Genomic DNA, 25,008 nt, shown 5'->3' on the forward strand with positions numbered 1-25,008 from the left:
TTTAGCTTTCACTGCTTTTTTCAATCTTTGCCCAGGAGTCACGCAAAGTGACCGTCCGGTTAAAGACACGCTGTCCAGACTTAACGGCTTTGCTATCCAGACAGAAATAACCTTCACGCTCAAACTGATAGGCTTGCTGCGGTGAGGCAGTTGCCAATCCAGGCTCCAAACGGCAGTTTTCTAATACGGTTAATGATTCTGGATTAAGAAAGTCTTTAAAATCTGCTTCTTTATGACCATCTGGATTAGGGTCATTAAACAGCCTGTCGTATAGTCGTACTTCAGCAGGAATAGAGTGCTCAACAGTCACCCAGTGAATCACGCCTTTTACTTTGCGTCCTTCTGGATCTTTACCTAATGTTTCAGCATCATAACTGCAACGCAGCTCAACTATATTGTCTGACTCGTCCTTAATCACTTCATCACACTTAATCACATAGGCATTGCGCAATCGTACTTCTTTGCCTAATACTAGGCGCTTAAACTTCTTGTTCGCCTGCTCTTTGAAATCGTCCTGATCGATATAAATTTCTCTAGCAAAAGGTAATTCGCGAGTACCCCGACTGTCATCTTGCGGATGAACAGGTGCCTTCAGCATTTCTACCTGCCCTTCTGGGTAATTTTCAATCACCACTTTTAATGGTCTTAATACCGCCATTGCCCGAGGTGCATGTTGGTTCAGGTCATCCCTTAACGCATGCTCTAACATAGCAACATCAACGACCCCATCGCTTTTAGTGACACCAATCGCTTCACAAAAGTTACGCACCGCTGTTGGGGTATAACCCCGTCTGCGCATCCCCGCAATGGTTGGCATTCTTGGATCATTCCAGCCATCAACAATTTGCTCATCTACCAGCTGCTTTAATTTACGCTTACTGGTGACGGTGTAGTTCAAGTTCAGCCGGGCAAACTCAATTTGTTGCGGATGAGTAGGCACATCCAGCTGATCTAAAAACCAGTCGTAAAGTGGCCGATGATCTTCAAACTCTAAGGTGCAAATAGAATGAGTAATACTTTCAATCGCATCAGAAAGACCATGAGCAAAATCATACATGGGATAAATACACCACTTATCACCTGTTTGATGGTGCTCAACCTTACGGATACGATAAATAATTGGGTCTCGCAAATTCATATTTGGCGAGGCCATATCAATCTTTGCCCGAAGCACATGAGAGCCTTCGTCAAACTCCCCCTGCTTCATTTGCTCAAACAGCGCTAGGTTTTCTTCAACAGAACGCTCCCGATAGGGGCTATTTCTGCCTGGCTCAGTCAAGGTACCACGATACGTACGTGCGTCATCAGCTGATAGACTACAAACATAGGCTTTACCTGCATTAATCAGGTCAATGGCATACTGATAAAACTGCTCAAAATAGCTAGAAGCAAACCGAGGTTCCCCCTGCCATTGGTACCCTAACCACTCAACATCCTGCTTGATTGACTCAATATATTCCTGCTCTTCTTTTTCTGGATTGGTGTCATCAAAGCGTAAATTACAGGCACCACCATTACGCTCAGCTAAGCCAAAGTTAAGACAGATAGACTTAGCATGACCAATATGCAGGTAACCATTTGGCTCTGGTGGAAAGCGTGTCTGCACCTGGCCATCATTTTTATTAGCCGCTAGATCACGCTCAACAATTTGTTGAATAAAGTTAGTTGGTTTCACCACATTATTTTCAGTGTCGTTTGTAGCCATAATAATTAAAAGCTTCACCTCACGGGGCTAACATTCGCCCGTAAATTTTGATTGATTGCTTTTCGCCACACATAGCACACTTATCGTTTGGATAAAATGTTCCGTAGCATAAGCAAAACAGTTATTATAACCGCCAATGAATCCAGATAAGAAGCAATCTTTAGGCTTTGCCTAAAAATTGCCTTATTATTAATTAAATATTGAGCAGTTGTAATTACAGTTTTTTTCAACATGAGCTGTGTAATAGATTGACTAAACAACTCGCAGCTCTTCATCCATTTAACCTGTTTAAGGCACTACCATGATCGTTCTTCACACCAATTTTGGTGACATTAAGCTAGAACTTAACCACGAGAAAGCCCCAAAAACAGCGGCTAACTTTGAAGAATATGTAACAAGTGGTCACTACAACGGCACTATTTTCCATCGCGTGATTAAAGACTTCATGATTCAAGGCGGTGGTTTTGAGCCAAGTATGAATCAAAAAGAGACCCGCGACCCGATTGAAAATGAAGCCGACAATGGTCTTACTAATAAAAAAGGGTCTATCGCAATGGCTAGAACTAATGACCCTCACTCAGCTTCTGCTCAATTTTTCATTAACACCGTTGATAACGACTTCCTTAACTTCCGTTCAAAGTCACCAGACGGATGGGGGTATGCAGTGTTTGGCGAAGTGGTTGACGGTATGGAGGTTGTGGAAAAAATTCGTGCCGTTGCCACTGGCTCTGCTGGATTTCACCAAGACGTCCCCAAAGAAGATGTGATTATTGAGTCAGCTGAAATCGTTGCAGAGTAACAATGTCAACGCTGTTTATTTCTGACTTACACTTACAAGCAGAGCGCCCGGAAATTGTTCGGGCGTTTTTGCAATTTCTTGCCCAGCAAACTCAAGGCATTGATAACCTCTATATTTTAGGGGACTTTTTTGAAGTATGGCTGGGTGATGATGCCATCCAGCCAGCTCATCAACCTATCTTAGCTAGCCTGAAAAATCTAAGCGAACAATTGCCTGTTTACTTTATGCATGGTAATCGTGACTTTTTAATCGGCGAGCAGTTTTGCCAATTAACTGGTTGTCAGCTACTTAATGACCCAACTGTTGTTGACTTATATGGCCAGCAAGTCTTGTTGATGCACGGCGATAGCCTCTGTACAAAAGACACTGAATACATGGCCTTTCGCCAGCAGTTTCGTCATCCAGAGATGATCAAAAAGCTACTCGCCATGTCAATTCCAGAGCGCATTGCACTCGGTCAACAGCTTCGCCAGCAAAGTCAAACAGCAGGGCAGCAAAAGTCGCTGGAGATAATGGATGTAACACCAGAAGAAGTACTTCAGGTGATGGCTGATCACCAAGTGGAAATCATGATTCATGGTCACACCCATCGTCCAAAGATTCATGATTTAACTAGGCTAAATGGAAAGCCTGGCAAACGGATAGTGCTTGGTGACTGGGATAAAAATGGCTGGGTATTACGTTGGCAGCCGGATGGTCAGTATCAGCTGGATTCTTTTCCTATCAATCCATAGAAGAATCGCAAAAGGTACTTCCCCCCCTTTAATAAAGGGGGGCTAGGGGGGATTTCAATGGATCAGGGTTATAAACCATCTTTGCCTTATTTGTATATAAAAATCCCCCTCAATCCCCCTTTTGCAAAGGGGGAAGTTCGATTGTGCTAAAGTTCTAAGCTACTGATTTCGGTAGCACTTATTTAGCAATTAAAGTTGCTATCGCTTGCTTTACAGTAGTAAGCAAGCCCTTCTCCCCCGCGGGGGAGAAGGGACTTGATTTGTGGTACTTTCGCGACACTTTGCAAAGGGGGAAGTCGCTTTAGCTCTTGATGAGCCAGGGATGGTACTTCAAGAGCGGTGGAAGAATATCCTGTTATTCCATATCGGACACTAGACTTATTTTCAGCACCCTTTTGCAACAGCAGACGAATAATTTACCCATCAGCCAATAAATAGCTTTTTATGACTCAGCGGTAACCGCTTCTAGTGGCCCACTATGAAAACGAAATTCGTCGTCTAAAGCCTGCACCAGTGCTTGCTCTTTTTCCGCAAATAAAGCCACTCGCTCATCAATCGGCTCACCCGCTGCTTCAATTGCCAGGGTTAAATAGTCTTGGAAATGTCGCGACTCTGATTTTAATAATGAGAGATAAAATTTAGTCAGCTCTTCATCAAGATACGGGGCTAGTTTTTCAAAGCGCTCACAAGAACGTGCCTCAATAAAGGCGCCCACGATAAGCGTATCAACTAGCCTGGCTGGCTCATGAGTCCTTACCAGCTTACGCAATTCTCCTGCATAACGTGAAGGGCTCAGGTGGGTGTATTCAATGCCCCGCTTCACCATAATAGCCAGCACCTGTTCAAAATGCCGTAACTCTTCCCTGGCTAACCGGGACATCTTATTCAGCAAATCCACTTTATCCACATAGCGGAACATCAAGTTTAATGCCGTAGCCGCTGCTTTTTTCTCGCAATGGGCATGATCAATCAGCAAAATTTCAGGATGCTGTAACGCAGCAGATACCCAACTATCTGGGGTTTCACACAATAAAAAATCTTTTAGCTCAGGCAACTGTTTCATAACAAACGCGATAGTAAAAAGTCATGCATTATACGGATGCGTTTACACTTACAACACCCCTAAGCTAACTTGTTTTGCAAATGAGCTTGATACAAATCAAACAGACGTTTAAATTAAGCTTTATTATCATAATCTGACTTGTACTTTGTGTTTTTAATATTCGCCAAGGAGCTCTTATGGAAGCGCTTAAACGAATGCTAGTAGTTGTCAATCCAGAAGCAACTGGCTCTTTTGCGTTAAAGCGGGCAAAGTTAATTGCCCAGGCTACAGGTGCCACAATTCATTTATTGGCTTGCAATAAGAGACCCAATAATCAATGGGAAGACTGGCTTAATGCCCAAGTCAGCACACTACACCAGGAAGGCCTAAATGCTGTACCTCACCAGGCCTGGCATGAGTCATTTCACGAAACGGTCATTCACTTTCAGCAAGCCGAACGCTGCCAGTTAATCATTAAAGAAGCGATTCAAGAAAATGAAGTTAAACGATTAATTAACATACCTGTAGACTGGAAGTTGCTTCGCTATACGACAGTACCGGTGCTTATTGTTAAGCAAACCAATAGTTGGCGTGATCAGCCTATTGTTGCAGCCATTGATGCTTATCCGCAGGATGATAACCACCAAATATTAAATGATGTGATTGTTAAATATGCACAAACAATTACTGAGTTTTCTGACAGCAACTGCCATATTATCAGTGCTTATCCCCCTCCAATGCTTTCATCACCTGATCCAGTCTTCCAGAATGCGGCTTTACTAGAAGACAAATATCGTCAAGCATGCCAGAAGTATCTGGATAAGTTTTCAATGTCACCACAACAAGTCCACATTGGAGAAGGCCCTGCTACCAGCCTAATCCCAACTCTGGTTAAAAAGTTAAATGCACCACTCATTGTATTGGGCACAGTTGCCCGCAAAGGGCTTAGTGGAGCAGTGATAGGAAACACCGCTGAATACCTGCTTGATGAGCTGGACTGTGACATTCTCACCTTAAGACCCAATCAATTTATGGATAGCTTGGAGTCTGTATTGGAAAATAAATAACTAAACTCGGAACAGAAAGTTAGCAACAACTGTCATCAAGGCGTTGGCTAATCCACTATTTTTTTAGTGAATAACGATTATGGCAACGCCAGTCTTATGATTACCTTAACTTTTTTGCGGCCGATGCGTTATACTCCTGGCGCAAAACAGGTTCGTTAAGGGGCTCTGCAAAGGGTATAGATGATTTTACACAAACCAATTTTGGTTAGGTCATCGCCAGAGGAATCAACTGCACATACAACATACACTAACTCTAGTCTTATCAGCGTAGTGTATACTCATTAGTAGTAATGGGTTGCAAGTGCCTTACAATCAACAGGCAACATTTTGAACGTTATTTAGCAACTTCATTACTTACACCTCTTAACCACATAGCCTCGATAACAACCGTGACCAATGATCTGCCAGTCAATAATAACAGGCAGGCCTAACTGATGAGGGTATTACAGTGCTCGAAGCCTATCGCAACCATGTAGAAGAACGCGCCGCACAAGGTATTGTGCCAAAACCTCTCAATGCCGAACAAGTTTCCAGTTTAATTGAGTTACTGAAAAATCCACCCGCAGGTGAAGCAGACTTCCTACTTGACTTGATTACTAACCGAGTACCTGCAGGGGTAGATGAGGCTGCTTATGTAAAGGCCGGATTTCTTTCTGCCGTTGCTAAAGGAGAAGCCAACTCTCCGTTAATTGACTCTGCCCATGCGACTAAACTGTTAGGCACCATGCTCGGTGGCTACAACATTGCCACCCTGGTTGAACTAGTAGAGCACGACCGTTTAGGAGAGCTTGCCGCAGAACAACTGTCGCATACCCTATTAATGTTCGATGCTTTTCATGATGTGGCAGACAAATGTAAGACAGGTAATGTCAATGCCCAAAAAGTTATGCAGTCTTGGGCTGATGCAGAATGGTTTCTTAAAAAGTCCTCTGTACCCGAAAAAATTACTTTAACTGTATTTAAAGTACCTGGGGAAACCAACACCGACGATTTATCCCCTGCTCCCGATGCCTGGTCTCGTCCTGACATTCCATTACATGCATTGGCTATGCTGAAAAACCCACGGCCTGGGTTAGAAGGTAATCCACTGGAAGTAATCGAGCAACTGAAAACCAAAGGTCACCCTGTGGCTTATGTTGGCGATGTTGTTGGTACTGGCTCTTCTAGAAAGTCAGCAACTAACTCCGTGCTTTGGTATATGGGCGATGATATTCCTTATATTCCAAACAAACGCGATGGCGGTTTTGTATTAGGTGGCAAAATTGCTCCTATTTTCTTTAATACCATGGAAGATGCGGGAGCCCTGCCTATTGAATGCGATGTCAACAGCCTGAATATGGGAGATGTCATCGATATCTATCCTTACGCAGGAAAAGTACAAAAGCATAATAGTGACGAGATAATCAGCGAATTCACTTTAAAAACAGACGTCATTTTAGACGAAGTACGCGCCGGTGGTCGTATTCCACTAATTATTGGCCGAGGCTTAACAGATAGGGCTCGCGAATTTTTAAACCTTGAGCCATCTGATGTATTTAAACGCCCAGCCGATGCTGCTGACACAGGCAAAGGTTATACCCTAGCACAAAAAATGGTGGGTCGTGCTTGCGGGGTAACAGGGGTAAGACCTGGTCAATACTGCGAACCTAAAATGACTACCGTGGGTTCACAAGATACCACTGGGCCAATGACCCGTGATGAACTGAAAGACTTGGCTTGCTTAGGTTTTTCTGCTGATTTAGTGATGCAGTCCTTCTGCCACACAGCCGCTTACCCCAAACCTGTCGATATCGATACCCAACACACCCTGCCCGATTTTATTAAAAACCGCGGCGGTGTTTCTTTGCGTCCAGGTGATGGCATTATTCATTCTTGGTTAAACCGTATGTTAATGCCCGATACCGTAGGTACTGGTGGTGATTCACATACCCGTTTTCCTATTGGTATTTCTTTCCCTGCTGGTTCTGGCTTAGTCGCTTTTGCTGCTGCCACTGGAGTGATGCCACTGGATATGCCCGAGTCAGTATTGGTTCGTTTTAAAGGTGAAATGCAGCCAGGGGTAACCTTACGCGACTTGGTTAATGCAATCCCCTACTACGCTATTAAGCAAGGTTTGCTCACCGTAGAGAAAAAAGGCAAGAAAAATATTTTCTCTGGCCGTATTTTAGAAATTGAAGGCCTGCCTGACCTGAAAGTAGAACAGGCTTTTGAGTTATCCGATGCCTCTGCTGAGCGCTCTGCAGCGGGCTGTACTATTAAGCTGGATAAAGCACCCATTATTGAGTATCTCACATCCAACATTACCCTGTTACGCTGGATGATTGCAGAGGGTTATGGCGATGCAAGAACCCTGGAGCGTCGTGCTCAAGCGATGGAAGCCTGGCTGGCTAACCCTGAATTGATGGAAGCGGATGCAGATGCTGATTACGCCGCTATTATTGATATTGATCTAGCAGAGGTAAAAGAGCCTATTTTAGCCTGCCCGAATGATCCAGACGATGTTAAACCATTATCAGAAGTGGCTGGCGATAAAATCGATGAAGTATTTATTGGCTCCTGTATGACCAATATTGGTCATTACCGTGCTGCCGGAAAATTACTGGACCAAATGAAAGGCCAAATGGCGACTCGATTGTGGATTGCACCACCGACTAAAATGGATGAGCACCAACTGATGGAAGAGGGCTATTACAATATTTATGGCCGGGCTGGTGCACGAACTGAAATGCCTGGTTGCTCGTTATGTATGGGTAACCAAGCGCGTGTTGCTCCTGGCGCCACGGTCGTTTCAACCTCAACGCGGAATTTTCCAAATAGACTAGGTGATGGTGCCAATGTGTATCTGGCTTCTGCAGAATTAGCAGCGATTGCATCCGTTATGGGTAAATTACCAACCGTTGAAGAGTATATGGATTATGCAAAAAATATTGATAGCATGGCTAAAGACATCTATCGCTATATGAACTTCAATGAGATTGAGTCGTTCCAACAAGCGGCTAATCAAATTATTGCAACGGATAAAGCGACAGCTTAATCCTTCACAACCAAAAAAAACCGGCAACTTTGCCGGTTTTTTGCTATCCACAAAAAGTTACTGCTAAACAATTTCATCCAACATATGGCCTAGCTTTCTTGCTTTAATATTTAAATAGTTATTATTGTAAGGATTACGCCCTTCTCTTAATGGCACTCTTTCCACGACATTAATGCTCGCTTTAGTTAATGAGTTGACTTTTCTCGGGTTATTCGTCATCAGTTTTACTTCATTAATCCCAAAATAGTGTAAAATCCCCTTGCAGAAGTCATAACTCCGCATATCAGCTGCAAAACCAAGCTTTTCATTAGCTTCAACAGTATCAGCACCTTCATCCTGTAAGTGATAGGCTCGAATTTTATTTAACAGGCCAATACCTCGCCCTTCTTGTCTTAAATAAAGTAATACACCGCTGCCATGTTCAACAATGTTTTTTAGTGCTTTATTTAATTGAAAACCACAATCACAGCGCAAGCTGAATAATGCATCACCTGTTAAACATTCAGAGTGTAAACGAATTAATACTGGTTTGTTGGTATCAATTTCACCGTAACTTAACGCGACATGCTCCTTACCTGTCTTCTTTTCAACAAAACCATGCATGGTAAAAGTGCCCATATCCATCGGTAATTGAGCAGACTCTACATAACGAACCAGTTGATGAGGATGCTGACTTGCCAACTCTTCACGTACCTGCATTAATAACTCACCTAATCGGTTAAGCCCACTGCCATCACCACCATCCCCCCAGTAACTATCTTTAAAAGAATGCTCGACCAGTATGTTATTTCCTGTAGCCACTAACCAATAAGCTAATTGATTGTGTTGTGAAAACTTACAACGTAATGCTCTCAACATCACACTGTCTTTAATTTGCTCCCAATCACTACGTACCTGACGGGAATACTCTCGGCTTAGTTGAAACGCCTCTGTTGGTGTTGCCGCATGATAAATTTGAGACGTAATATCCCTCGCCATAAATTTGCTGGCTTGGTAAAAGTGTTCACTGGTACGCCATTCCACACCATCGACAATAATAGGATTTTCAGCAAAATTAGATAAAAAGCCATACAACTGATCAGGCTCATAAAAGCGAATCATATTATTCATTTCTCTACTCCCTGCCAAACTTACTGGCCAGTTTATTAAGCAAATAAAGTGCTTTAACTCAATTTACCAAACAAATTGCAAAGGGTTAGCCAGCAGTAGAAGACAAATGAATTAATAAAAAAAAGAGAGTATTCAGTTACAGCCAAATGACTAAATACTCACATCATCATTCATCAATCAATGAAAATACTTTCTGACAAATCAACATATTATAAAAACTGGCAAAAGGTTATTTAACACCAAGAAAAAATATTAACTATCATATTAAGTTCATTTAAGGTATTGCATGCCAATTATTTTTTATAGGAGATAACCTGGTAAACAGCATAAACTGTATAAAACACAAACAGTAAAGCATAAGGCGCCTGATTTTATTATGTCTAATACAAGGAATACATTAGTGGGTACATTTAATGATACCCTAGCGTCTAGTATACTGACTGTTTATAATTATTTGTTTGATCCCTTAAAGACAAATACGTCAAACCTTGGCGGGGTAAATAGTAAAATATTGGTCGAGCCCTATTTTGTTCTGTCACTAGCATCACTGGTTTATTTAATTGTCGCCCTAGAGTGGACATTACCCGAAATACAACATTTGCATTTGCCTCACAATCTATCTGCGATGAACTAAATAGCAACTTAAGTATTGCCTTGCATTTTAAAATACCAAAAAGTTGAACTTTCCCTAAATCTATCGCTAGCAGACAATCATCTCCTACCAAATGGGCTAAGTCAGTCATATTATTAGGCTGAACCAGGGTTTTTCCTTTTTTAAATAAATGGAGTTTTGCTTTGGTTAAACTAAAAAACCTGATAGCTTTCCGCCAGTCCTGCAACGTCAAATTATTAATGCAAATCATCATTAATTGATTACACTGATTAAACTCCTGCTGGTAGTCTATCCACTTCCACTGCATTATCTAACCCTCAACGAGAAGAGTAATTAAGGCTATTTTAACGCTACTCAACCAAGAAATAAAAAATTTAACTATAACCAGCTCACTCTCCACCCTAGGTATAGATAAAAATCATATAAAAACACCAACTTTATTAACTCAAAAATTGTAGCCGTCTTAATAGATTACGCTAACACTTTATATACTCTTCACGATTATTTTTTAGATCCCTTCGCTGCGAGTATATACCGCTTTATTTTTATATCTAAAAACTGGAAGGAAACAATATGGAGTTGCTTGACTTAGTAGGCAATACCCCGCTGATCAACCTAAGCTACTTTAGCCCGGATAAAAAAAATATTTTTCTTTATGCAAAAGCAGAATGGGTTAATCCAGGTGGCTCTCTTAAAGATCGGCCAGTTAAATCCATGTTGCTTCATGCATTGAACAGCGGCCAGCTTCCAGAAAATAAAGTGATACTGGATTCCAGTAGTGGCAATGCAGGCATTTCTTATGCCATGTTGGGTCGAGCAATTAACCGCCATGTTTGTATTGTTATTCCAGGCAATGCCAGTGATGAACGCAAGAGTCGTCTTAAAGCTCATGGTGCCGAGTTAATCGAAACTGATCCCTTGGAAGGATATGACAAAGCGCTTCATCATGTCAGATCAGTATATCAACAATCACCCGATCAGTTTTTTTTCTGTAATCAATATGCCAACCCTTACAATGTTGAAGCCCATTATCAAGGCACCGGTTGTGAAATTATTAATCAAGTAAAACACCCAATTACCTACTTTATTGGTGGAGTGGGTACCGGCGGTTCACTTACAGGGATTGCTTGTCGCCTAAAAGAAATCTATCCAACTGTTAAAATCTGTGCTGTACTACCAGAGCGATGGCCTGGTATAGAGGGTTTAAAACCTTTAGGAGAGCTAACAGATATTGTTCCTGATATTTTTCAACAACAGTTAGTCGACGAGTGGATACCTATCAGCGCTGACGAAGCCAAAGAATATTGCTATGCCCTATCTCATCAAGGTTACTTTGTAGGCCAATCCTCCGGTGCCTATCTGGCTGCTAGCATTAAAATAATGAAGCAGGTATCTGCTGGTGTCTTTGTGACACTCTTGAACGATTTAGGCGAACGCTATTTCAGTGCAGGTCTCTGGTCATGACAATTTATATTACAACGGAAATAAACCATGCCATGTTGAACCACGCCCAGCAAAATTATCCAAGTGAAAGCTGTGGTTTGATTATTGGACACTCGCAAACTAACCACACGACAGGTTATTACTATTACTCGTGCAATAATCAAATAACAACCAATAGTCAACGGCGCTTTCTCATTGACCCTGCTACCTATCAAGAAGTTGAAGATAACGCTGATAAACAAGGCTTGACCATTATTAGTATTGTTCACTCTCACCCAGACCACCCTGCTGTACCTTCTGAATTTGACCGCCTGCATGCCTGGCCAGGCATCAGCTATATTATTATTTCAGTGGTTAACAGCAAAGTAGCCCGCTATCGCTCATGGCAACTCACTAACGACCGCAGTCAGTTTCTTCCTGAAACCATTCAAGTGGAAGGAAACACCCATGCAAGCAACTATTAATATTAAAATTCCCTCACCTTTACGTCGCTTTACCCAACAACAAAGCAGCCTCACACTTGAAGCAAATACGGTTGAAGAAGCGATACACAACTTGTGTAGCCAGTATCCCGAACTTAAATCACAATTATTTGATGAAGCAGGTCAACTACGTAATTTTGTCAATATATATCTGAATAAAGTAGATATTAAACAACAAAATGGCATGCAAACTCAATTACCTGAAAACAGTGAGCTACGCATCGTCCCTGCGATTGCCGGCGGTTCAATAGCCGAACAAGCCCTGTCACCTAAAGAATTAAGCCGTTATAGCCGTCATCTAATGCTGCCAGAAATAGGTGAAACCGGCCAATTAAAATTAAAGGCCGCTCGGGTATTAATTATTGGTGCAGGCGGTTTAGCTTCTCCTTTAAGTCTTTATTTAACCGCAGCAGGTATTGGCAAACTAGGCATTATTGACCATGATGTGGTTGAAGAATCCAACCTGCAAAGACAAATATTGTTTACCAATAATGACTTAGGCATGGCAAAAGTGTTACAAGCAAAAGCCAAGTTGGTAACGCTCAACCCTTATGTCAATATTGTTACTTACAACGAAGCATTCACTACAGATAACGCTCTGGATATTATAAAAGACTACGACTTAGTGATTGATGGTACTGATAACTTTCCTACCCGCTACCTGGTAAATGATGCCTGCATTTTATTAAATAAACCCAATATATACGGCAGTATCTTCCGCTTTGAAGGCCAGGCAACAGTATTTCATTACCAGGATGGCCCTTGTTATCGCTGTTTATACCCTGAGCCCCCACCTCCAGGAATGGTTCCTTCTTGTGCAGAAGGTGGGGTATTAGGGGTACTGCCTGGACTCATTGCCACTATTCAAGCCACAGAAGCCATTAAAATCATTACAGGTGCCGGCGAAAGCCTCAGCGGCCGCTTGGTACTATATGATGCATTAAGTATGCGCTTTGATGAGCTGGCAATACAAAAAGACAAAAACTGTTGTGTTTGTGGTAATAAACCTAGCATTACCAAGCTCATTGATTATCAACAGTTTTGTGGCATACCTAAGCATCCAGCCCAAAAACAATATCAGGAAATATCCGTCGCACAACTAAAGCAACGAATTGATGCAGGGGAAATACTAACCATTTTAGATGTACGAGAACAATACGAAGTCAATATTTGTCGTATCAAAAATAGTGTCCATATTCCTATGGCAGAAGTTGCCAGTCAATTAAATCAATTTGATAAAGCACAGGAAATAATCGTGCACTGTAAAACTGGTGGCCGTTCAGCTAAAGCCTGCGAATTACTGCTTCAGCATGGTTTTAAAAAACCGGTTAATTTGACCGGTGGTATTATTGCCTGGGCGAATGAGATCGAACCATCCATGGTGAAATATTAACTATACTCTTCGCGAATGATTTTTATACCCCTTCGCTGCGAGTAGTATGCACCACTTACTATTTACACTTAAAAATGACTCAAGATAGAGATATTATAACTAACAATCTAATATAATTCTTTTATTACAAACTCTTCACTGCACTTTTCATTTGCGCTAACTGCTCCTTGCGCTCTTGAGATGTTAATACCACAGGCTGATACATCAGTTTTACATAGAGTTTGGTGACTACCGTTGCTTTAGCTGATAATTTTGGCTGAAGCTGTTTTATTCGTGCTAAAAAGGTATGGGGTGGTTCATTGATATTTCGAGTCAGTCCATGTTTTTCCATGCGCTTGCAAAAAGCCAAATAGCACTGGCTTGCAGGGTCTTTAGCCTGTGGCCGTTGCCGCCAGATAATCCATAATGCCAGTAAGCCAATGAGGGCAAACATACTGCCTGCAATAGTAAACACAATAACATACCAGTTTTTGCCGCCAAACCAGCGCTCAAATAATTCCAGCTGAGCAGCTTGATCATAATTAAGCACCCAACGTTGCCACTGATATTCCAGCAGTTCCCATTGCATCCGTACATTATTTAAGAAAGGTACATTGCGAAATCGCAAGGGAGATAGTGGGCTCTCCGCTAAAAAGCTACCCTCTTCCGCCACCGCGGCTTCCAGGCCATCTTCGACTCGTTCTGGCGCTACTGCTGCCGTTGGGTCAACTCGCACCCAGCCTCGCTTCGGCACCCATACTTCTGCCCAAGCGTGGGCATCAAAATGTCTAACTTGCACATAATTACCGGCTTTATTAATTTCTCCTCCCTGATAACCAGCCACCATACGTGCCGGTATTCCAGCCGCACGCATTAGGAATACAAATGCACTGGCATAATGAGCACAAAAGCCTCTTTTACTATTGATTAAAAACTCATCAACACTATCACGTCCTAATAAAGGGGGTTTTAAGGTATAAAAATAAGGCTCTTGTCGAAAATGCACTAATATTTTTTCAACATAATTTTCAACGGATTTACCACTAGTCTCCCAGAACTGCTGAGCCATTACTCTTGCTTTTGGGTTACCAAAAGGCGGCAACTGCAAGTTCATTCGTTTTAGCCACACAGGTAGGTCTTTATCTTGATGGCTATCGGGGTATGATTTAACAGTATACTGCTTGCGTTGGGTAATAGGTTCGGCAGCCACTAGGCGAAAATCCCTGACTAACGCTATATTGCTATCAGTATTTTCTGGACTAGCCAAACTAAATAACCAATGTTGTTGAGTAGGCTCAATGATCACATCGTACTCATAGACTTTGCCTATTTTTTCCATGCGTCTTTCCCAGCTGGCAGGCTGGTTGGACCAACTCAGTAATGGTGACTCCAGCTGGGCAAGATTAGTAGATAATTTACTGGCTTGCCCTAATTCACGGCTCCCTTGGGTCCAGCGGCGACCATCAAAATGGCTCATCACCAAACCACGCCAATAAAGAAAATCTCTAGAAGGAATATCCCCTTTAAACGTTGCACGAAATGCCAACCCATCAGATTTGCTTAAATTGGCAATATCACCAGGGCTAATGGTTTCACTCACACCACTTTTAGCATTGGTTTGTGGAAACTCCACCCGCCACAATGGGCTAATTCTTGGTACAAACAGAAACAATAAAATCATTAATGGAATTGACTGAACAATCAATACCGCGCCTTTTCTGAAAGTGCGCCACGGTTGAAAACCCAGGTGAGGAGTATGCAACCCTACTAATGCAGAAGTAATAACCAGTAAGGTAAACAGCATATAGCTGGACACTAAAATACTTTGTGAGTATAAAAACTCAGTGACCACTACAAAGTAACTTAGAAAAATCACCAGGTAAGCATCCCGCAGATTTTTCATTTCCAACAATTTTAACAAAAAGGTGGTTACTAATAAGGCAACACCTGCCTCCAACCCAACGATCGTACCATAATGAAATAAGGTGCCAATCACTGCAGCCCCTACCACCAGGACTTTTATCCATAATTTAGGGTATGACCAACGGCTGCGGAAAATCATCACTCGCCACAAAGCACAAATAACGGCAACCACCACGACCCAAATAGGTAATCGAGCCAGCTGGGGTAAAATAACCAGTGCTTGAGTCAGTAATAACCAAATAAGACCGGAGCGGGGAATTTGTTGGTGGCCAATTTTCATGATGCACTACACCTGAAATAATGCTAATTCAGTCAGGCAACGGCGCAAATGCATTTGCCCTCGACCTGGCTCTATCGTGATACCAGGCAAACGTAACCCGTAGTCTTCCTGAAATTGCTCACAGCGCATACACCAATAGCAGAGATGAGATAGTTTTATTTCCAGGTCAGCCCCTGGGATATTCTCCCAGTCCAACCAACGCCGCCGATCAGTAAATGCAGAAAAATCCTTGGTTAATAGGGTGTCAGTTTTTGAATACTGTTTCCAGGCAATATGACGTAATCCATCTCCTGGATGATAGTCCCGCAGCCCAGCAAAGTCCTCCACCCCATCTTTAGCCAGGGTTTGCCCCTCAATACTGGCAGACTCAAAATAAGGCAGATGGCACTTAATCGGTTTTGGATAAATCAATGCTGTAATATCCAAATCTACCCAGGTCCAGCAGCGCAATAAACCCAATGGATAATAACTTTCAATACAAAGCCGCCCTGGTTTAAAATAGCCTCGTCGCTCAGCAGGCAAGAATACTTTTACATTAGTTTCACCTGCAGGTTCAATAGACGCCAGCTGAGGTATCCCTTGTGGCCAATATAAACGAACCGACTCATGGCCTTTTTTTGGTGTACTGGCTTTCAGTTTTAATTCAAACCCAACATCATCCCCTACATGTGCGGCTCCTCCATTCACACCTATCAACTCCATACCCGCTAAATTATTGTAAGTATGCAAAATCGCGACAACAAACAGACTGATTAACAAAAAAGCAACAGCAAAGCTCATGCTATTTTCATAATTAACCGCTGCCAGAAAAATCGCTAGCACCACAAATAACAGGATATAACCTGTACGACTGGGCAGGATAAAAAGCCGCTTTTGATTAAGTGTGACTTGATGACTGGGAGGAATACGCCGGTTTAGCCAACTACTGAAATACGCTTGCCACTGCTTTGCAATATTCATTAAGGCCTTCTCATCAAACAACCACAGGTACAGCCTGTAATAATCGCTGGCCTAAGGCTTCGCCGGTTCGACCTTGCATATCACTATGTTCACGAAGCCGATGCTCAACCACCGCTGGCAGTACCATTTGTACATCTTCCGGAATTAAATAATCACGACCAGCCATAAATGCCCAGCTTTGTGCACAGCGAAGCAATGCCAGACCTGCGCGGGGTGATAGGCCATAGGCAAAGTCTTCACTTTGGCGGGTGTGGGTTAACAAACGCTGTAAATAATCCAATACGGCATCTGCTGGCTTCACATCCACCACCTGCTGTTGAATTTGTTTCAACTGATCAGCACTCACAATATGCTTCACTCGGCTCAGCTGAACCCGACCACTGTTGCCTAATAATACATCACGCTCAGCAGCAGGATCAGGATACCCCAAAGAAATGCGCATTAAAAAGCGATCTAACTGAGACTCTGGTAAGGGAAAAGTGCCCGCCTGAGACATTGGGTTTTGAGTGGCAATCACAAAAAATGGCTCTGGTAATTGACGGGTTTCTCCTTCAATCGACACCTGTCGTTCTTCCATCGCCTCTAGCAATGCACTTTGGCTTTTGGGTGTGGCCCGGTTAATTTCATCTGCTAATACTACTTGCGCAAAAATCGGCCCTTGGTGAAACACAAACTGCCCAGACTTTTTCTCAAACACCGACACCCCCAAAATGTCAGCTGGCAGTAAGTCGCTGGTAAACTGTACCCGGCTATAACTAAACCCCATCACCTGTGCTAAAGCATGCGCAAAGGTCGTTTTGCCCATCCCAGGTAAGTCTTCAATCAGTAAATGGCCACCACTAAAAAGACAACATAATGACAAGCGAATCTGTTGCTCTTTACCAATCAGTGCTTTTTGAATTTCTGTAATACATGCTTCTATTAATTCTTGCATATTTTAATAATGCCCAGTTTAAAACAACGAGTGTAGCCAATTAACCAAATCTACCTGCTTGAGTGTCAAAATCAAGTGAATAAATGTTTATTAGTTTGCATTATCATTACAAAACAAACACAACCCATGAAAAAGAATCATAGTAAAAATATTCACAAGCCAACAATTACAAAATAGCTTTTGAGCTAATTTAAAGTTGTTTGCAATATCTAAATCTAAAAGCAGTAACAAACAGACCTAACCATCAAAGCTCACTTTTTATTCAAGGATAGGAGTATATATGTCAAAAGGACAAATCACTTTTTGGGAAGGCAATGGCGCAACACAAGATAGAGTTGGCGATATCTTAAGTGGTGGCGAAAGCTATGATATTGAGTGTAAAAACGGTGATTATAACTTTGTTAATGACGAAATTAGATCAATGAAGCTGGAAGGCATCCCTGGCCCAACGATTATCTGGGTGTATGATAGCCCTTCTGCTGAAAAAGATGACGACTGGGCCAAAGTGACCATCACAAATGACGTTAATGACTCCGTTATTGTGAGTAGCTTCAATAGTAGTGCAGACTTGGATAATGGCAATGTAAAGGTGGAGAGCTATTACAAAAATGGCCTTGACGGAAAAATATCCAGAATCATGATAGAATACCTAGGATAGAAATACACTAACTACTGACTATTATAGTTAGTCAGTAGTTAGTCCTTCAGCCCCAAAAAAACTAATATCTCAAAGCAGTACTAAAGGACTCAATTGACTGACAACTGTTTCTTGCAAGCGATTCTGAAGCAAAGGCCAGTCAATTAACATTGTATTCGCGCCGTGCTTAGGTATAACCAATAAAAACTGTTCTTTTGCTTTTTGACTTTTTACCACTAACCGTCCCCCTGCTGCTAATGGTCCTTTTGTTGAGGGTAGCCACTGAATATCTCTGTTTTTTTGCTCAGTCAGCTGATCAGAGGAAAGCAAATACTGCTCAGTCAACACGATAAAGCCGTTCTTGGCCATGTCTGTTGGTAAATAAAACCAGCTATCACCACTACCTTTACCTTGCCAGGTTGCCCAGAAAAAAAGCTTATCTTGCCATTTTACACTGTCACTTCCTAATGGTTTAATCCCAACCCAGTGCAACTGGCGACCTTTTTTATCTGAGGTTATGTCATTAAAATAACTATGCCATAACTGTCCAGCAATCCGTTCAGGATAAGCTCGTTGCAACAAAGGCGCTGGCAAATTAAAAGTATTACCATAGTTAGACACCACAGAAAAATTCTCATCATTCCAGGCATCCCACTTGGTAATCAACTTATCAGGATTGCCATTTTGATATTCATGATGATTGTTATAGTAAATATCCCAGTGCCATTGGGTAGCGGAAATAAAAGGAGAACAAAAAGCTGGCCGCTTATCGTCCGTTAACTTAGATAACGCCATTCCTTGACGCTGGCCTTTTAGCATTCGAATAGGATCCTTACTCCCTTTACCATGAAGCCACATACCAAATTCACTCACTAACAAGGGTAGCTGTAAAAAACTTGCCTCCTGTCTTATTTGATCAAAAGCATCTATATAACTACCAGACTTTACGGAAAGCAATCGCCAACTCATCCTTGCTGCATCATAATAGTGGCTATTAAATATAAAGCCTTTACCTGGTGGTTGGTTTAAATGATGACCACCGGTTGGTCTTACCACACCTGCATTGGTATTCCAAAAGACCAATGGCTCTGCATAGACATATTGCTGTTGCCAGCCAGCGTTATCCATTACTTGACGAACTCGCAGATAAAAAGGCCACAGTACCTGGTTATCCCACTCTTTGGGAGAAAGCCCTTCCATACCACCATCAACAGGCTCATTAAATGGGTCCACCCCCAGCATATACGACAGCTCATCACTTGAGAGCTGTTTACGAATATAATCAAGCGTAGCGGCCAGCTGATCTAAAAATGCAGTTTGGATTTTAATTGGACCCACTGTGGTTTCCACTGTGGCATCAGCCCAAAACCGACGAAAAGCCAATCGTACAGCCTTATCAGTAATATTATGCTGACTCCAGCTAAAACAAACAGGCCCGCAATATTCAGGGGGGTAATCTTCGTCTGGCACAACCCAAGCCGGTGCTCCATTGCCTGTATGCCATGACTTTTGATTAAACAAATGACGACTAAATAAATCCTGATGATAATCTAGAATGACATAAATGCCTTGATCAATCGCTTGCTTTAATTGTGCAGTAATATCAGCTAAATATTGATAATCAATAACGTTCGGCTCAGGCTGCACTCCTTCCCATGCTAGGGTAAAACGTACAATATTGGCGCCAGTTTGTTGTTTAATTTGTTGAAAGGTTTGCTGTGCATCTGCAAGATTTTTGAAAGGTTTAAACCCTGTTTCAGCTAGCTTGACACTGCCAGATACATTAAAACCCTGCCAATAAGCCTCACGACCGGACTCATCTGTCAGTGTCCAATACCGATCCACGCTGCCTTTTTGAGCTGGGCACATTTTTTCAGAGGGAGTGAAAGCCGCTTGGGATATCATGGCATTAGCATTGCCAGTCATTTCTGTCCCTGCCCCCGTCAATACAGCATTACTTTCTGATGACTCCACTGACATAAGAATCAGTAAAATCACTGCAGCAATTATTCCCCACTCCTCTACTAATCCCTGTAGACGATTCATGGCCATCTTATCCTATTGCTGTGTTGTCGTTTATAATTTTTTACTTGCCAGCCTAATACCAAAGCCACACAAGGTATACCTACAAAACGAAATTTAAAAGATTCGCCAAAAGTATACTGACAGAATGCTGTCAGGAGCCCCCTTTTAACATCTCACTCTCACTCAAGTATGACCCAATAAACAGGTGATATGAGTAATCTCACTTTAGTAGATCCGACTTAATAGTCAAAACAGGAGCAAAAAACATGTCTGAGTTTATCGAGCTATTCCGTTTTAAATTAAAAGCAGATGCCACTCAAGCTGAATTGGAGACCGCCAATCAGGCTTTGCAGCAATTTATTCTGCAACAACCAGGCTTCCTTTACCGGTCATTAAGTTTTAACAATACAGCTGAAGAGTGGCTAGGTATTAATTATTGGGAATCAGAAGCAGCTGCACAGGCTGCCGCTAATCAATTTATGGAAAGTAAGCTAACTCAGGCATATATGACCTTAATTGACAACACTAGCATTAACAAAGAACTGTCGACAGTTGTTGCTTGCCAAGCAGGAAGTAGCTGCGGAGGATCATAAGGATATTTGGGCACTGCTATAACAATATTTAAATAATGACAAACCGAACCCAAGGTGCCAAACCTCCTTGGGTTCATTAAAATACTTATTTAAACTAGAGAACCCAAGGTGCCAAACCTCCTTGGGTTCATTAAAATACTTATTTAAACTAGAGTTAGCGTAGGAAACCCTTTATAAGAGATTTGCATCACGCTAAAAAAATCAAATATCACTCAACTTTCATGGCTGCTTTTTCTAACAACTTTACTAAATTTTTATCAGAACTAGCACTACACATCAAACCAGCTAACATTTCAGCTTTTTCTGGCGAACTAAGATGCCCATACTCTTCCAATAATGTTTCTTTACAAGCTTTTTCGGCAAGCGGAACATCCATATAATAGGCTGCTTTTAATGACTGAGCTGCCGCATTAAATTGTTCAGACATCGCCGAAGTATTTTCAAACCATGGATTTGCATATACATTTATAGCGGATACAACAGCAACTGTGGCAATTAGTATTTTTTTCATCAATTGTTCCTTAATGTGATTAACACTCACTCCATCCTTATGAGCAAAAACATTGTTAATTTTTTTCTAATAAAGTGCAAGTATTATTTTTTGTTCTACTTTAGGATTTTGATTAATAAATAATACTAAAAGAAATGAGTTTACTATTTTTCCTAAAATTTATTCCTAAAATACAAAAAGCCAGAAGTTTTTCATTGCTTCTGGCTTTTTAGTTAAAGGTGATGATTGCAGTGCTTACTATTTATTAATTGCCGCTAACCCTCTCGCCATATCTGCTTTTAAATCGTCAATGGCTTCCAAGCCAACTGCTACTCGAATAAGCGAATCTTTTATACCGGCATTGGCACGATCTTCAGGAGATAATCGGCAGTGAGTTGTGGTAGCAGGATGGGTAATGGTTGTTTTGGCATCACCTAAATTGGCTGTAATTGACACAACTTTAGTGGCATCAATAAAACGCCAAGCTTCTGCTTTACCCCCTTTTACCTCAAAAGAAAGTACCCCACCAAACGCCTTTTGTTGACGCTTGGCTAACTCATGCTGTGGGTGGTCAATTAAGCCTGCATAATGGACGTTTTCAATACCAGGTTGTTGGGCTAACCACTCCGCCAGCTCAAGGGCATTGGCACAATGGCGTTCCATTCGTAATGCCAGTGTTTCCAAGCCTTTTAAAAATACCCAGGCATTGAACGGGCTCATGCAAGGGCCAGCAGTACGAATAACGCCCAGCACTTCATTCATTAACTCATTGCGCCCAACGGCTACACCCCCGACACAACGGCCCTGGCCATCTAAAAACTTAGTCGCGGAGTGCACGACAACATCGGCCCCTAGGGTGAGTGGCTGTTGCAAAGCCGGCGTACAAAAACAATTATCCACCACCAGCAGTGCATCATGTTGTTGGGCTAAATCCGCCAACTGTCGGATATCAGCTGTTTCACTTAAAGGATTAGAAGGCGTTTCTAAAAACAGCATTTTGGTATTGGGCTGAATGGCTGCTTGCCATGACTCAATATTCACCAAGTCGACAAACGTAGTATCAATAGCAAACTTACGCAGTACTTTATCGAAAATATTAGTCGTAGTGCCAAATACACTGCGAGAACAAACAACATGGTCACCGGCTTTTAACAGTGCCATACAAGTGGATAAAATAGCAGCCATTCCTGAAGCGGTTGCAACAGCTTGCTCCCCTTTTTCCAGCGCTGCAATTCGCTCTTCAAAGGTTCTTACCGTTGGGTTGGTGTAACGAGAATACACATTACCCGGTATGTCGCCAGCAAATCGTGCTGCTGCATCTGCTGCGCTTTTAAAAACGTAACTTGATGTTGTAAAAATAGGCTCAGCGTGTTCTGTTTCTGGGGTTCTCCGCTGGCCTGCTCGTACGGCTAATGTAGCAAACGCCGCTTCAGATAAATCGGAGCCATACCAATCGCTATCAAAAATTTGTTCTGACATTTTTATCCGTTACTCGTCGTTATGCAGGTCAATAATGGCATTATCAGACTTCACCCGAGCAGCCTTAGCCGCATCACTGCGATCATATTCAATGCGGTCCAGATACGCTTGATCAATATTACCCGTAATATATTTACCATCAAATACTGAACACTCAAAACCATCAAACTGGGTTTTGCAGCCTTCTGTAACTGAACCTATCAAGTCGTTTAAGTCTTGATAAACTAACCAGTCGGCACCAATTAATGTGCCTACCTCTTCATCGGTACGACCATGGGCAATTAGCTCACTAGCTGTCGGCATATCAATGCCGTATACATTAGGGTAGCGTACCGCCGGTGCCGCTGAGGCAAAATAAACTTTTTTCGCGCCCGCGTCCCTTGCCATTTCAATAATTTGTTTACACGTGGTTCCTCGTACAATCGAGTCATCCACCAGCATGACATTTTTACCACGAAACTCTAAATCAATGGCATTCAATTTTTGCTTGACTGATTTTTTCCGCTCGATTTGGCCAGGCATAATAAAGGTGCGACCAATGTAGCGATTTTTAATAAAGCCTTCTCTGAATTTCACACCCAACCGATTGGCTAACTGCAATGCTGATGTACGACTGGTGTCAGGAATTGGAATAACCACATCAATATCATGGTCAGGACGCTCACTAAGGATTTTATCTGCTAGTTTTTCCCCCATTTTCAACCGGGCTTTATAAACGGAGCTACCATCAATAATTGAATCAGGTCGAGCAAAATAAACAAACTCAAATACACAGGGTTGCAATTTAGAGGCAGGTGCACATTGCTGGCTATGCAGCTGACCTTCTGCATCAATAAAGATGGCTTCCCCCGGTGCTACATCCCGAATCACTTTATAACCCAGGGCATCCAACGCCACACTTTCAGACGCAATCATATACTCAGTGCCCGCTTCGGTTTGCCGCTCACCAAAAACCATTGGGCGAATGCCATTAGGGTCACGAAATCCAACAATACCATAACCCACTAACATAGCTATCACTGCATAGCCACCTTCACAGCGTTGATGAACTTTGCTAATAGCTTGAAAGATATGCTCAGGTGAGGGAGTTAACTGTTTTAATGCATGAAGCTCATGGGCAAATACATTCAATAGAACTTCTGAATCTGAGTTGGTATTAATATGACGCAGGTCGGCCTTGAATAAATCTTCTTTAATTTTTTCAACATTAGTCAAATTGCCATTATGCGCCAGGGTAATGCCATAAGGTGAGTTTACATAAAATGGTTGTGCCTCAGCTGAGCTGGAGCTACCTGCGGTTGGATAACGGATGTGGCCAATCCCCATATTACCAACCAGCCTTTTCATGTGACGAGTTCTGAATACATCGCGCACTAAACCATTGTCTTTTCTCAGGTAAAACCGAGTATCTGCACAGGTAACAATACCTGCTGCATCCTGTCCTCGATGCTGTAACACCGTTAATGCATCGTAGAGGGCCTGATTAACATTCGATTTTGCCGCTATTCCGACAATCCCACACATGAAGCTACCTCATTCAGTTTTTACAGCTAGACATTTAGAACTTGTGAGCCTGCCTGTTAGACCCATTTTAGTTTGCTTATGCACAAAGAAAAACACCTGTATTGTAGGTCAATACAGGTGTTTTTCAGATATTTTATTGTGCTTTCGTGTTTATGTAGGGAGCAATGAGCTCCATTAAATGGTGCCGGGACCAGTCAGCCACGGTTAAAAAGTGAGGAATCAACTGGGATTGCTGCCACCAGCTATCTTGCTGTACTGGTAGCAGACTTGCCACACCAACCAGTAATACGACACACAAAGCACCCCGGCCAGCCCCCAAAACCACACCTAAAAAACGATCAGTGCCCGTAAACCCAGTTGCTTTAACCAGCTCACCAAACAGCTTACTGACAATGGCACCTAATAATAAAGTCGCTAAAAATAATACAATACAAGCAAGGACCACCCGTACAGAGGGTGTCTCAACATAATCGGCAAACAACAGCGATAAACTGCCACCAAACATCCAGGCAACAATAATGGCTGCTAACCAAGCTAACATGGAAACCGCTTCTTGGAAAAAGCCACGCCGGATACTTAACAAACTGGAGATAACAATAATGCCAATAATTAGCCAGTCGACCCAGATTAAACTCACAACCACTATGGCCCCACATTAGTCAATTGCAAAACGCAGGGATTCTAACAAAGCTAATCCAATTACCCAAGCAGAAACCGTTTAGGGCACCTCTAATAATTGTTTAACGTGGCAACCAGTAAATC

The 25,008-nt window shown here is 42.2% G+C and carries 21 protein-coding genes and 1 pseudogene; 9 read left to right on the forward strand and 13 right to left on the reverse strand.

The features are described 5' to 3' along the window. Window position 1 precedes the first annotated feature (1 nt). Complete coding sequence (locus tag ORQ98_RS03880) at window positions 2-1,705, reverse strand: glutamine--tRNA ligase/YqeY domain fusion protein (protein WP_274687466.1); 1,704 nt, start codon at window positions 1,703-1,705, stop codon at window positions 2-4. A gap of 301 nt (window positions 1,706-2,006) precedes the next feature. Here ORQ98_RS03880 and ORQ98_RS03885 point away from each other — a divergent pair, with 301 nt between their 5' ends. Together ORQ98_RS03885 and ORQ98_RS03890 are read left to right on the forward strand one after the other, a co-directional pair. Further along, on the forward strand, window positions 2,007-2,504 hold the full coding sequence (locus ORQ98_RS03885) for a peptidylprolyl isomerase (RefSeq protein WP_274687467.1): 498 nt from the start codon (window positions 2,007-2,009) through the stop codon (window positions 2,502-2,504). 2 nt (window positions 2,505-2,506) lie between these two features. Continuing rightward, complete coding sequence (locus ORQ98_RS03890; RefSeq protein WP_274687468.1) at window positions 2,507-3,238, forward strand: UDP-2,3-diacylglucosamine diphosphatase; 732 nt, start codon at window positions 2,507-2,509, stop codon at window positions 3,236-3,238. A 442-nt stretch (window positions 3,239-3,680) separates the two neighbouring features. Here ORQ98_RS03890 and ORQ98_RS03895 read toward each other — a convergent pair whose 3' ends face one another. After that, complete coding sequence (locus tag ORQ98_RS03895) at window positions 3,681-4,301, reverse strand: MiaE family protein (RefSeq protein WP_274687469.1); 621 nt, start codon at window positions 4,299-4,301, stop codon at window positions 3,681-3,683. 176 nt (window positions 4,302-4,477) lie between these two features. On the opposite strand from ORQ98_RS03895, the gene ORQ98_RS03900 reads away from it, so the two are divergent. Then, window positions 4,478-5,347, forward strand: coding sequence for a universal stress protein (locus tag ORQ98_RS03900; RefSeq protein ID WP_274687470.1), 870 nt, complete (start codon window positions 4,478-4,480; stop codon window positions 5,345-5,347). Between the two features lie 448 nt (window positions 5,348-5,795). After that, window positions 5,796-8,381, forward strand: a complete 2,586-nt coding sequence (acnB, locus tag ORQ98_RS03905) for a bifunctional aconitate hydratase 2/2-methylisocitrate dehydratase (protein ID WP_274687471.1) — start codon at window positions 5,796-5,798, stop codon at window positions 8,379-8,381. 63 nt (window positions 8,382-8,444) lie between these two features. On the opposite strand, the gene ribA is transcribed toward acnB, so the two are convergent. The 3 genes and pseudogenes from ribA to ORQ98_RS03920 all read right to left on the reverse strand — a co-directional run bounded on the left by ribA (window position 8,445) and on the right by ORQ98_RS03920 (window position 10,411). Continuing rightward, complete coding sequence (ribA, locus tag ORQ98_RS03910; RefSeq protein WP_274687576.1) at window positions 8,445-9,080, reverse strand: GTP cyclohydrolase II; 636 nt, start codon at window positions 9,078-9,080, stop codon at window positions 8,445-8,447. Then, window positions 9,072-9,491: pseudogene (locus ORQ98_RS03915) on the reverse strand (NADAR family protein); the annotation flags it as partial. The gene ribA and the pseudogene ORQ98_RS03915, both read right to left, overlap by 9 nt. Window positions 9,492-9,919: 428 nt before the next feature. Next, window positions 9,920-10,411: a hypothetical protein gene (locus ORQ98_RS03920; protein WP_274687472.1), complete on the reverse strand. Its 492-nt coding sequence runs from the start codon at window positions 10,409-10,411 to the stop codon at window positions 9,920-9,922. A gap of 266 nt (window positions 10,412-10,677) precedes the next feature. On the opposite strand from ORQ98_RS03920, the gene ORQ98_RS03925 reads away from it, so the two are divergent. The 3 genes from ORQ98_RS03925 to moeB are packed head-to-tail and all read left to right on the forward strand — an operon-like array spanning window position 10,678 to window position 13,422. After that, window positions 10,678-11,568: a PLP-dependent cysteine synthase family protein gene (locus ORQ98_RS03925; protein ID WP_274687473.1), complete on the forward strand. Its 891-nt coding sequence runs from the start codon at window positions 10,678-10,680 to the stop codon at window positions 11,566-11,568. Further along, window positions 11,565-12,011, forward strand: a complete 447-nt coding sequence (locus ORQ98_RS03930; protein WP_274687474.1) for a M67 family metallopeptidase — start codon at window positions 11,565-11,567, stop codon at window positions 12,009-12,011. The genes ORQ98_RS03925 and ORQ98_RS03930 overlap by 4 nt, the downstream gene beginning before the upstream one ends. Further along, window positions 11,995-13,422: a molybdopterin-synthase adenylyltransferase MoeB gene (gene moeB / locus ORQ98_RS03935; protein WP_274687475.1), complete on the forward strand. Its 1,428-nt coding sequence runs from the start codon at window positions 11,995-11,997 to the stop codon at window positions 13,420-13,422. The genes ORQ98_RS03930 and moeB overlap by 17 nt, the downstream gene beginning before the upstream one ends. A gap of 124 nt (window positions 13,423-13,546) precedes the next feature. Here moeB and ORQ98_RS03940 read toward each other — a convergent pair whose 3' ends face one another. From ORQ98_RS03940 to ORQ98_RS03950, 3 genes are read right to left on the reverse strand one after another with little or no spacing between them, the layout of a single operon-like run. Beyond that, complete coding sequence (locus ORQ98_RS03940) at window positions 13,547-15,604, reverse strand: transglutaminase TgpA family protein (RefSeq protein WP_274687476.1); 2,058 nt, start codon at window positions 15,602-15,604, stop codon at window positions 13,547-13,549. A gap of 6 nt (window positions 15,605-15,610) precedes the next feature. Continuing rightward, window positions 15,611-16,564 carry a DUF58 domain-containing protein gene (locus ORQ98_RS03945; RefSeq protein ID WP_274687477.1) on the reverse strand — a complete coding sequence of 318 codons (954 nt, stop codon included), beginning with the start codon at window positions 16,562-16,564 and terminating at the stop codon, window positions 15,611-15,613. Window positions 16,565-16,577: 13 nt separating this feature from the next. Then, window positions 16,578-17,498, reverse strand: a complete 921-nt coding sequence (locus tag ORQ98_RS03950; RefSeq protein WP_274687478.1) for an AAA family ATPase — start codon at window positions 17,496-17,498, stop codon at window positions 16,578-16,580. 280 nt (window positions 17,499-17,778) lie between these two features. On the opposite strand from ORQ98_RS03950, the gene ORQ98_RS03955 reads away from it, so the two are divergent. Continuing rightward, complete coding sequence (locus tag ORQ98_RS03955) at window positions 17,779-18,156, forward strand: hypothetical protein (RefSeq protein ID WP_274687479.1); 378 nt, start codon at window positions 17,779-17,781, stop codon at window positions 18,154-18,156. Window positions 18,157-18,225: 69 nt separating this feature from the next. Here ORQ98_RS03955 and ORQ98_RS03960 read toward each other — a convergent pair whose 3' ends face one another. Beyond that, a complete protein-coding gene (locus ORQ98_RS03960; RefSeq protein ID WP_425347662.1) occupies window positions 18,226-20,040 on the reverse strand; it encodes a cellulase family glycosylhydrolase in 1,815 nt (604 codons plus the stop codon). 386 nt (window positions 20,041-20,426) lie between these two features. Between ORQ98_RS03960 and ORQ98_RS03965 the strand changes: the two genes are divergently transcribed. Next, window positions 20,427-20,753: an antibiotic biosynthesis monooxygenase family protein gene (locus tag ORQ98_RS03965; protein WP_274687481.1), complete on the forward strand. Its 327-nt coding sequence runs from the start codon at window positions 20,427-20,429 to the stop codon at window positions 20,751-20,753. A gap of 208 nt (window positions 20,754-20,961) precedes the next feature. Here the strand turns inward: ORQ98_RS03965 and ORQ98_RS03970 are convergent, their stop codons facing one another. The 4 genes from ORQ98_RS03970 to ORQ98_RS03985 all read right to left on the reverse strand — a co-directional run bounded on the left by ORQ98_RS03970 (window position 20,962) and on the right by ORQ98_RS03985 (window position 24,883). Next, on the reverse strand, window positions 20,962-21,264 hold the full coding sequence (locus ORQ98_RS03970) for a hypothetical protein (RefSeq protein WP_274687482.1): 303 nt from the start codon (window positions 21,262-21,264) through the stop codon (window positions 20,962-20,964). A gap of 237 nt (window positions 21,265-21,501) precedes the next feature. Further along, a complete protein-coding gene (locus tag ORQ98_RS03975) occupies window positions 21,502-22,722 on the reverse strand; it encodes an O-succinylhomoserine sulfhydrylase (protein ID WP_274687483.1) in 1,221 nt (406 codons plus the stop codon). A gap of 9 nt (window positions 22,723-22,731) precedes the next feature. Next, window positions 22,732-24,246: an amidophosphoribosyltransferase gene (purF, locus tag ORQ98_RS03980; RefSeq protein WP_274687484.1), complete on the reverse strand. Its 1,515-nt coding sequence runs from the start codon at window positions 24,244-24,246 to the stop codon at window positions 22,732-22,734. Window positions 24,247-24,379: 133 nt separating this feature from the next. Next, window positions 24,380-24,883, reverse strand: a complete 504-nt coding sequence (locus ORQ98_RS03985; protein ID WP_274687485.1) for a CvpA family protein — start codon at window positions 24,881-24,883, stop codon at window positions 24,380-24,382. Window positions 24,884-25,008 lie beyond the last annotated feature (125 nt).

The sequence above is a fragment of the Spartinivicinus poritis genome, assembly GCF_028858535.1.
Taxonomy (GTDB): Bacteria; Pseudomonadota; Gammaproteobacteria; order Pseudomonadales; family Zooshikellaceae; genus Spartinivicinus; species Spartinivicinus poritis.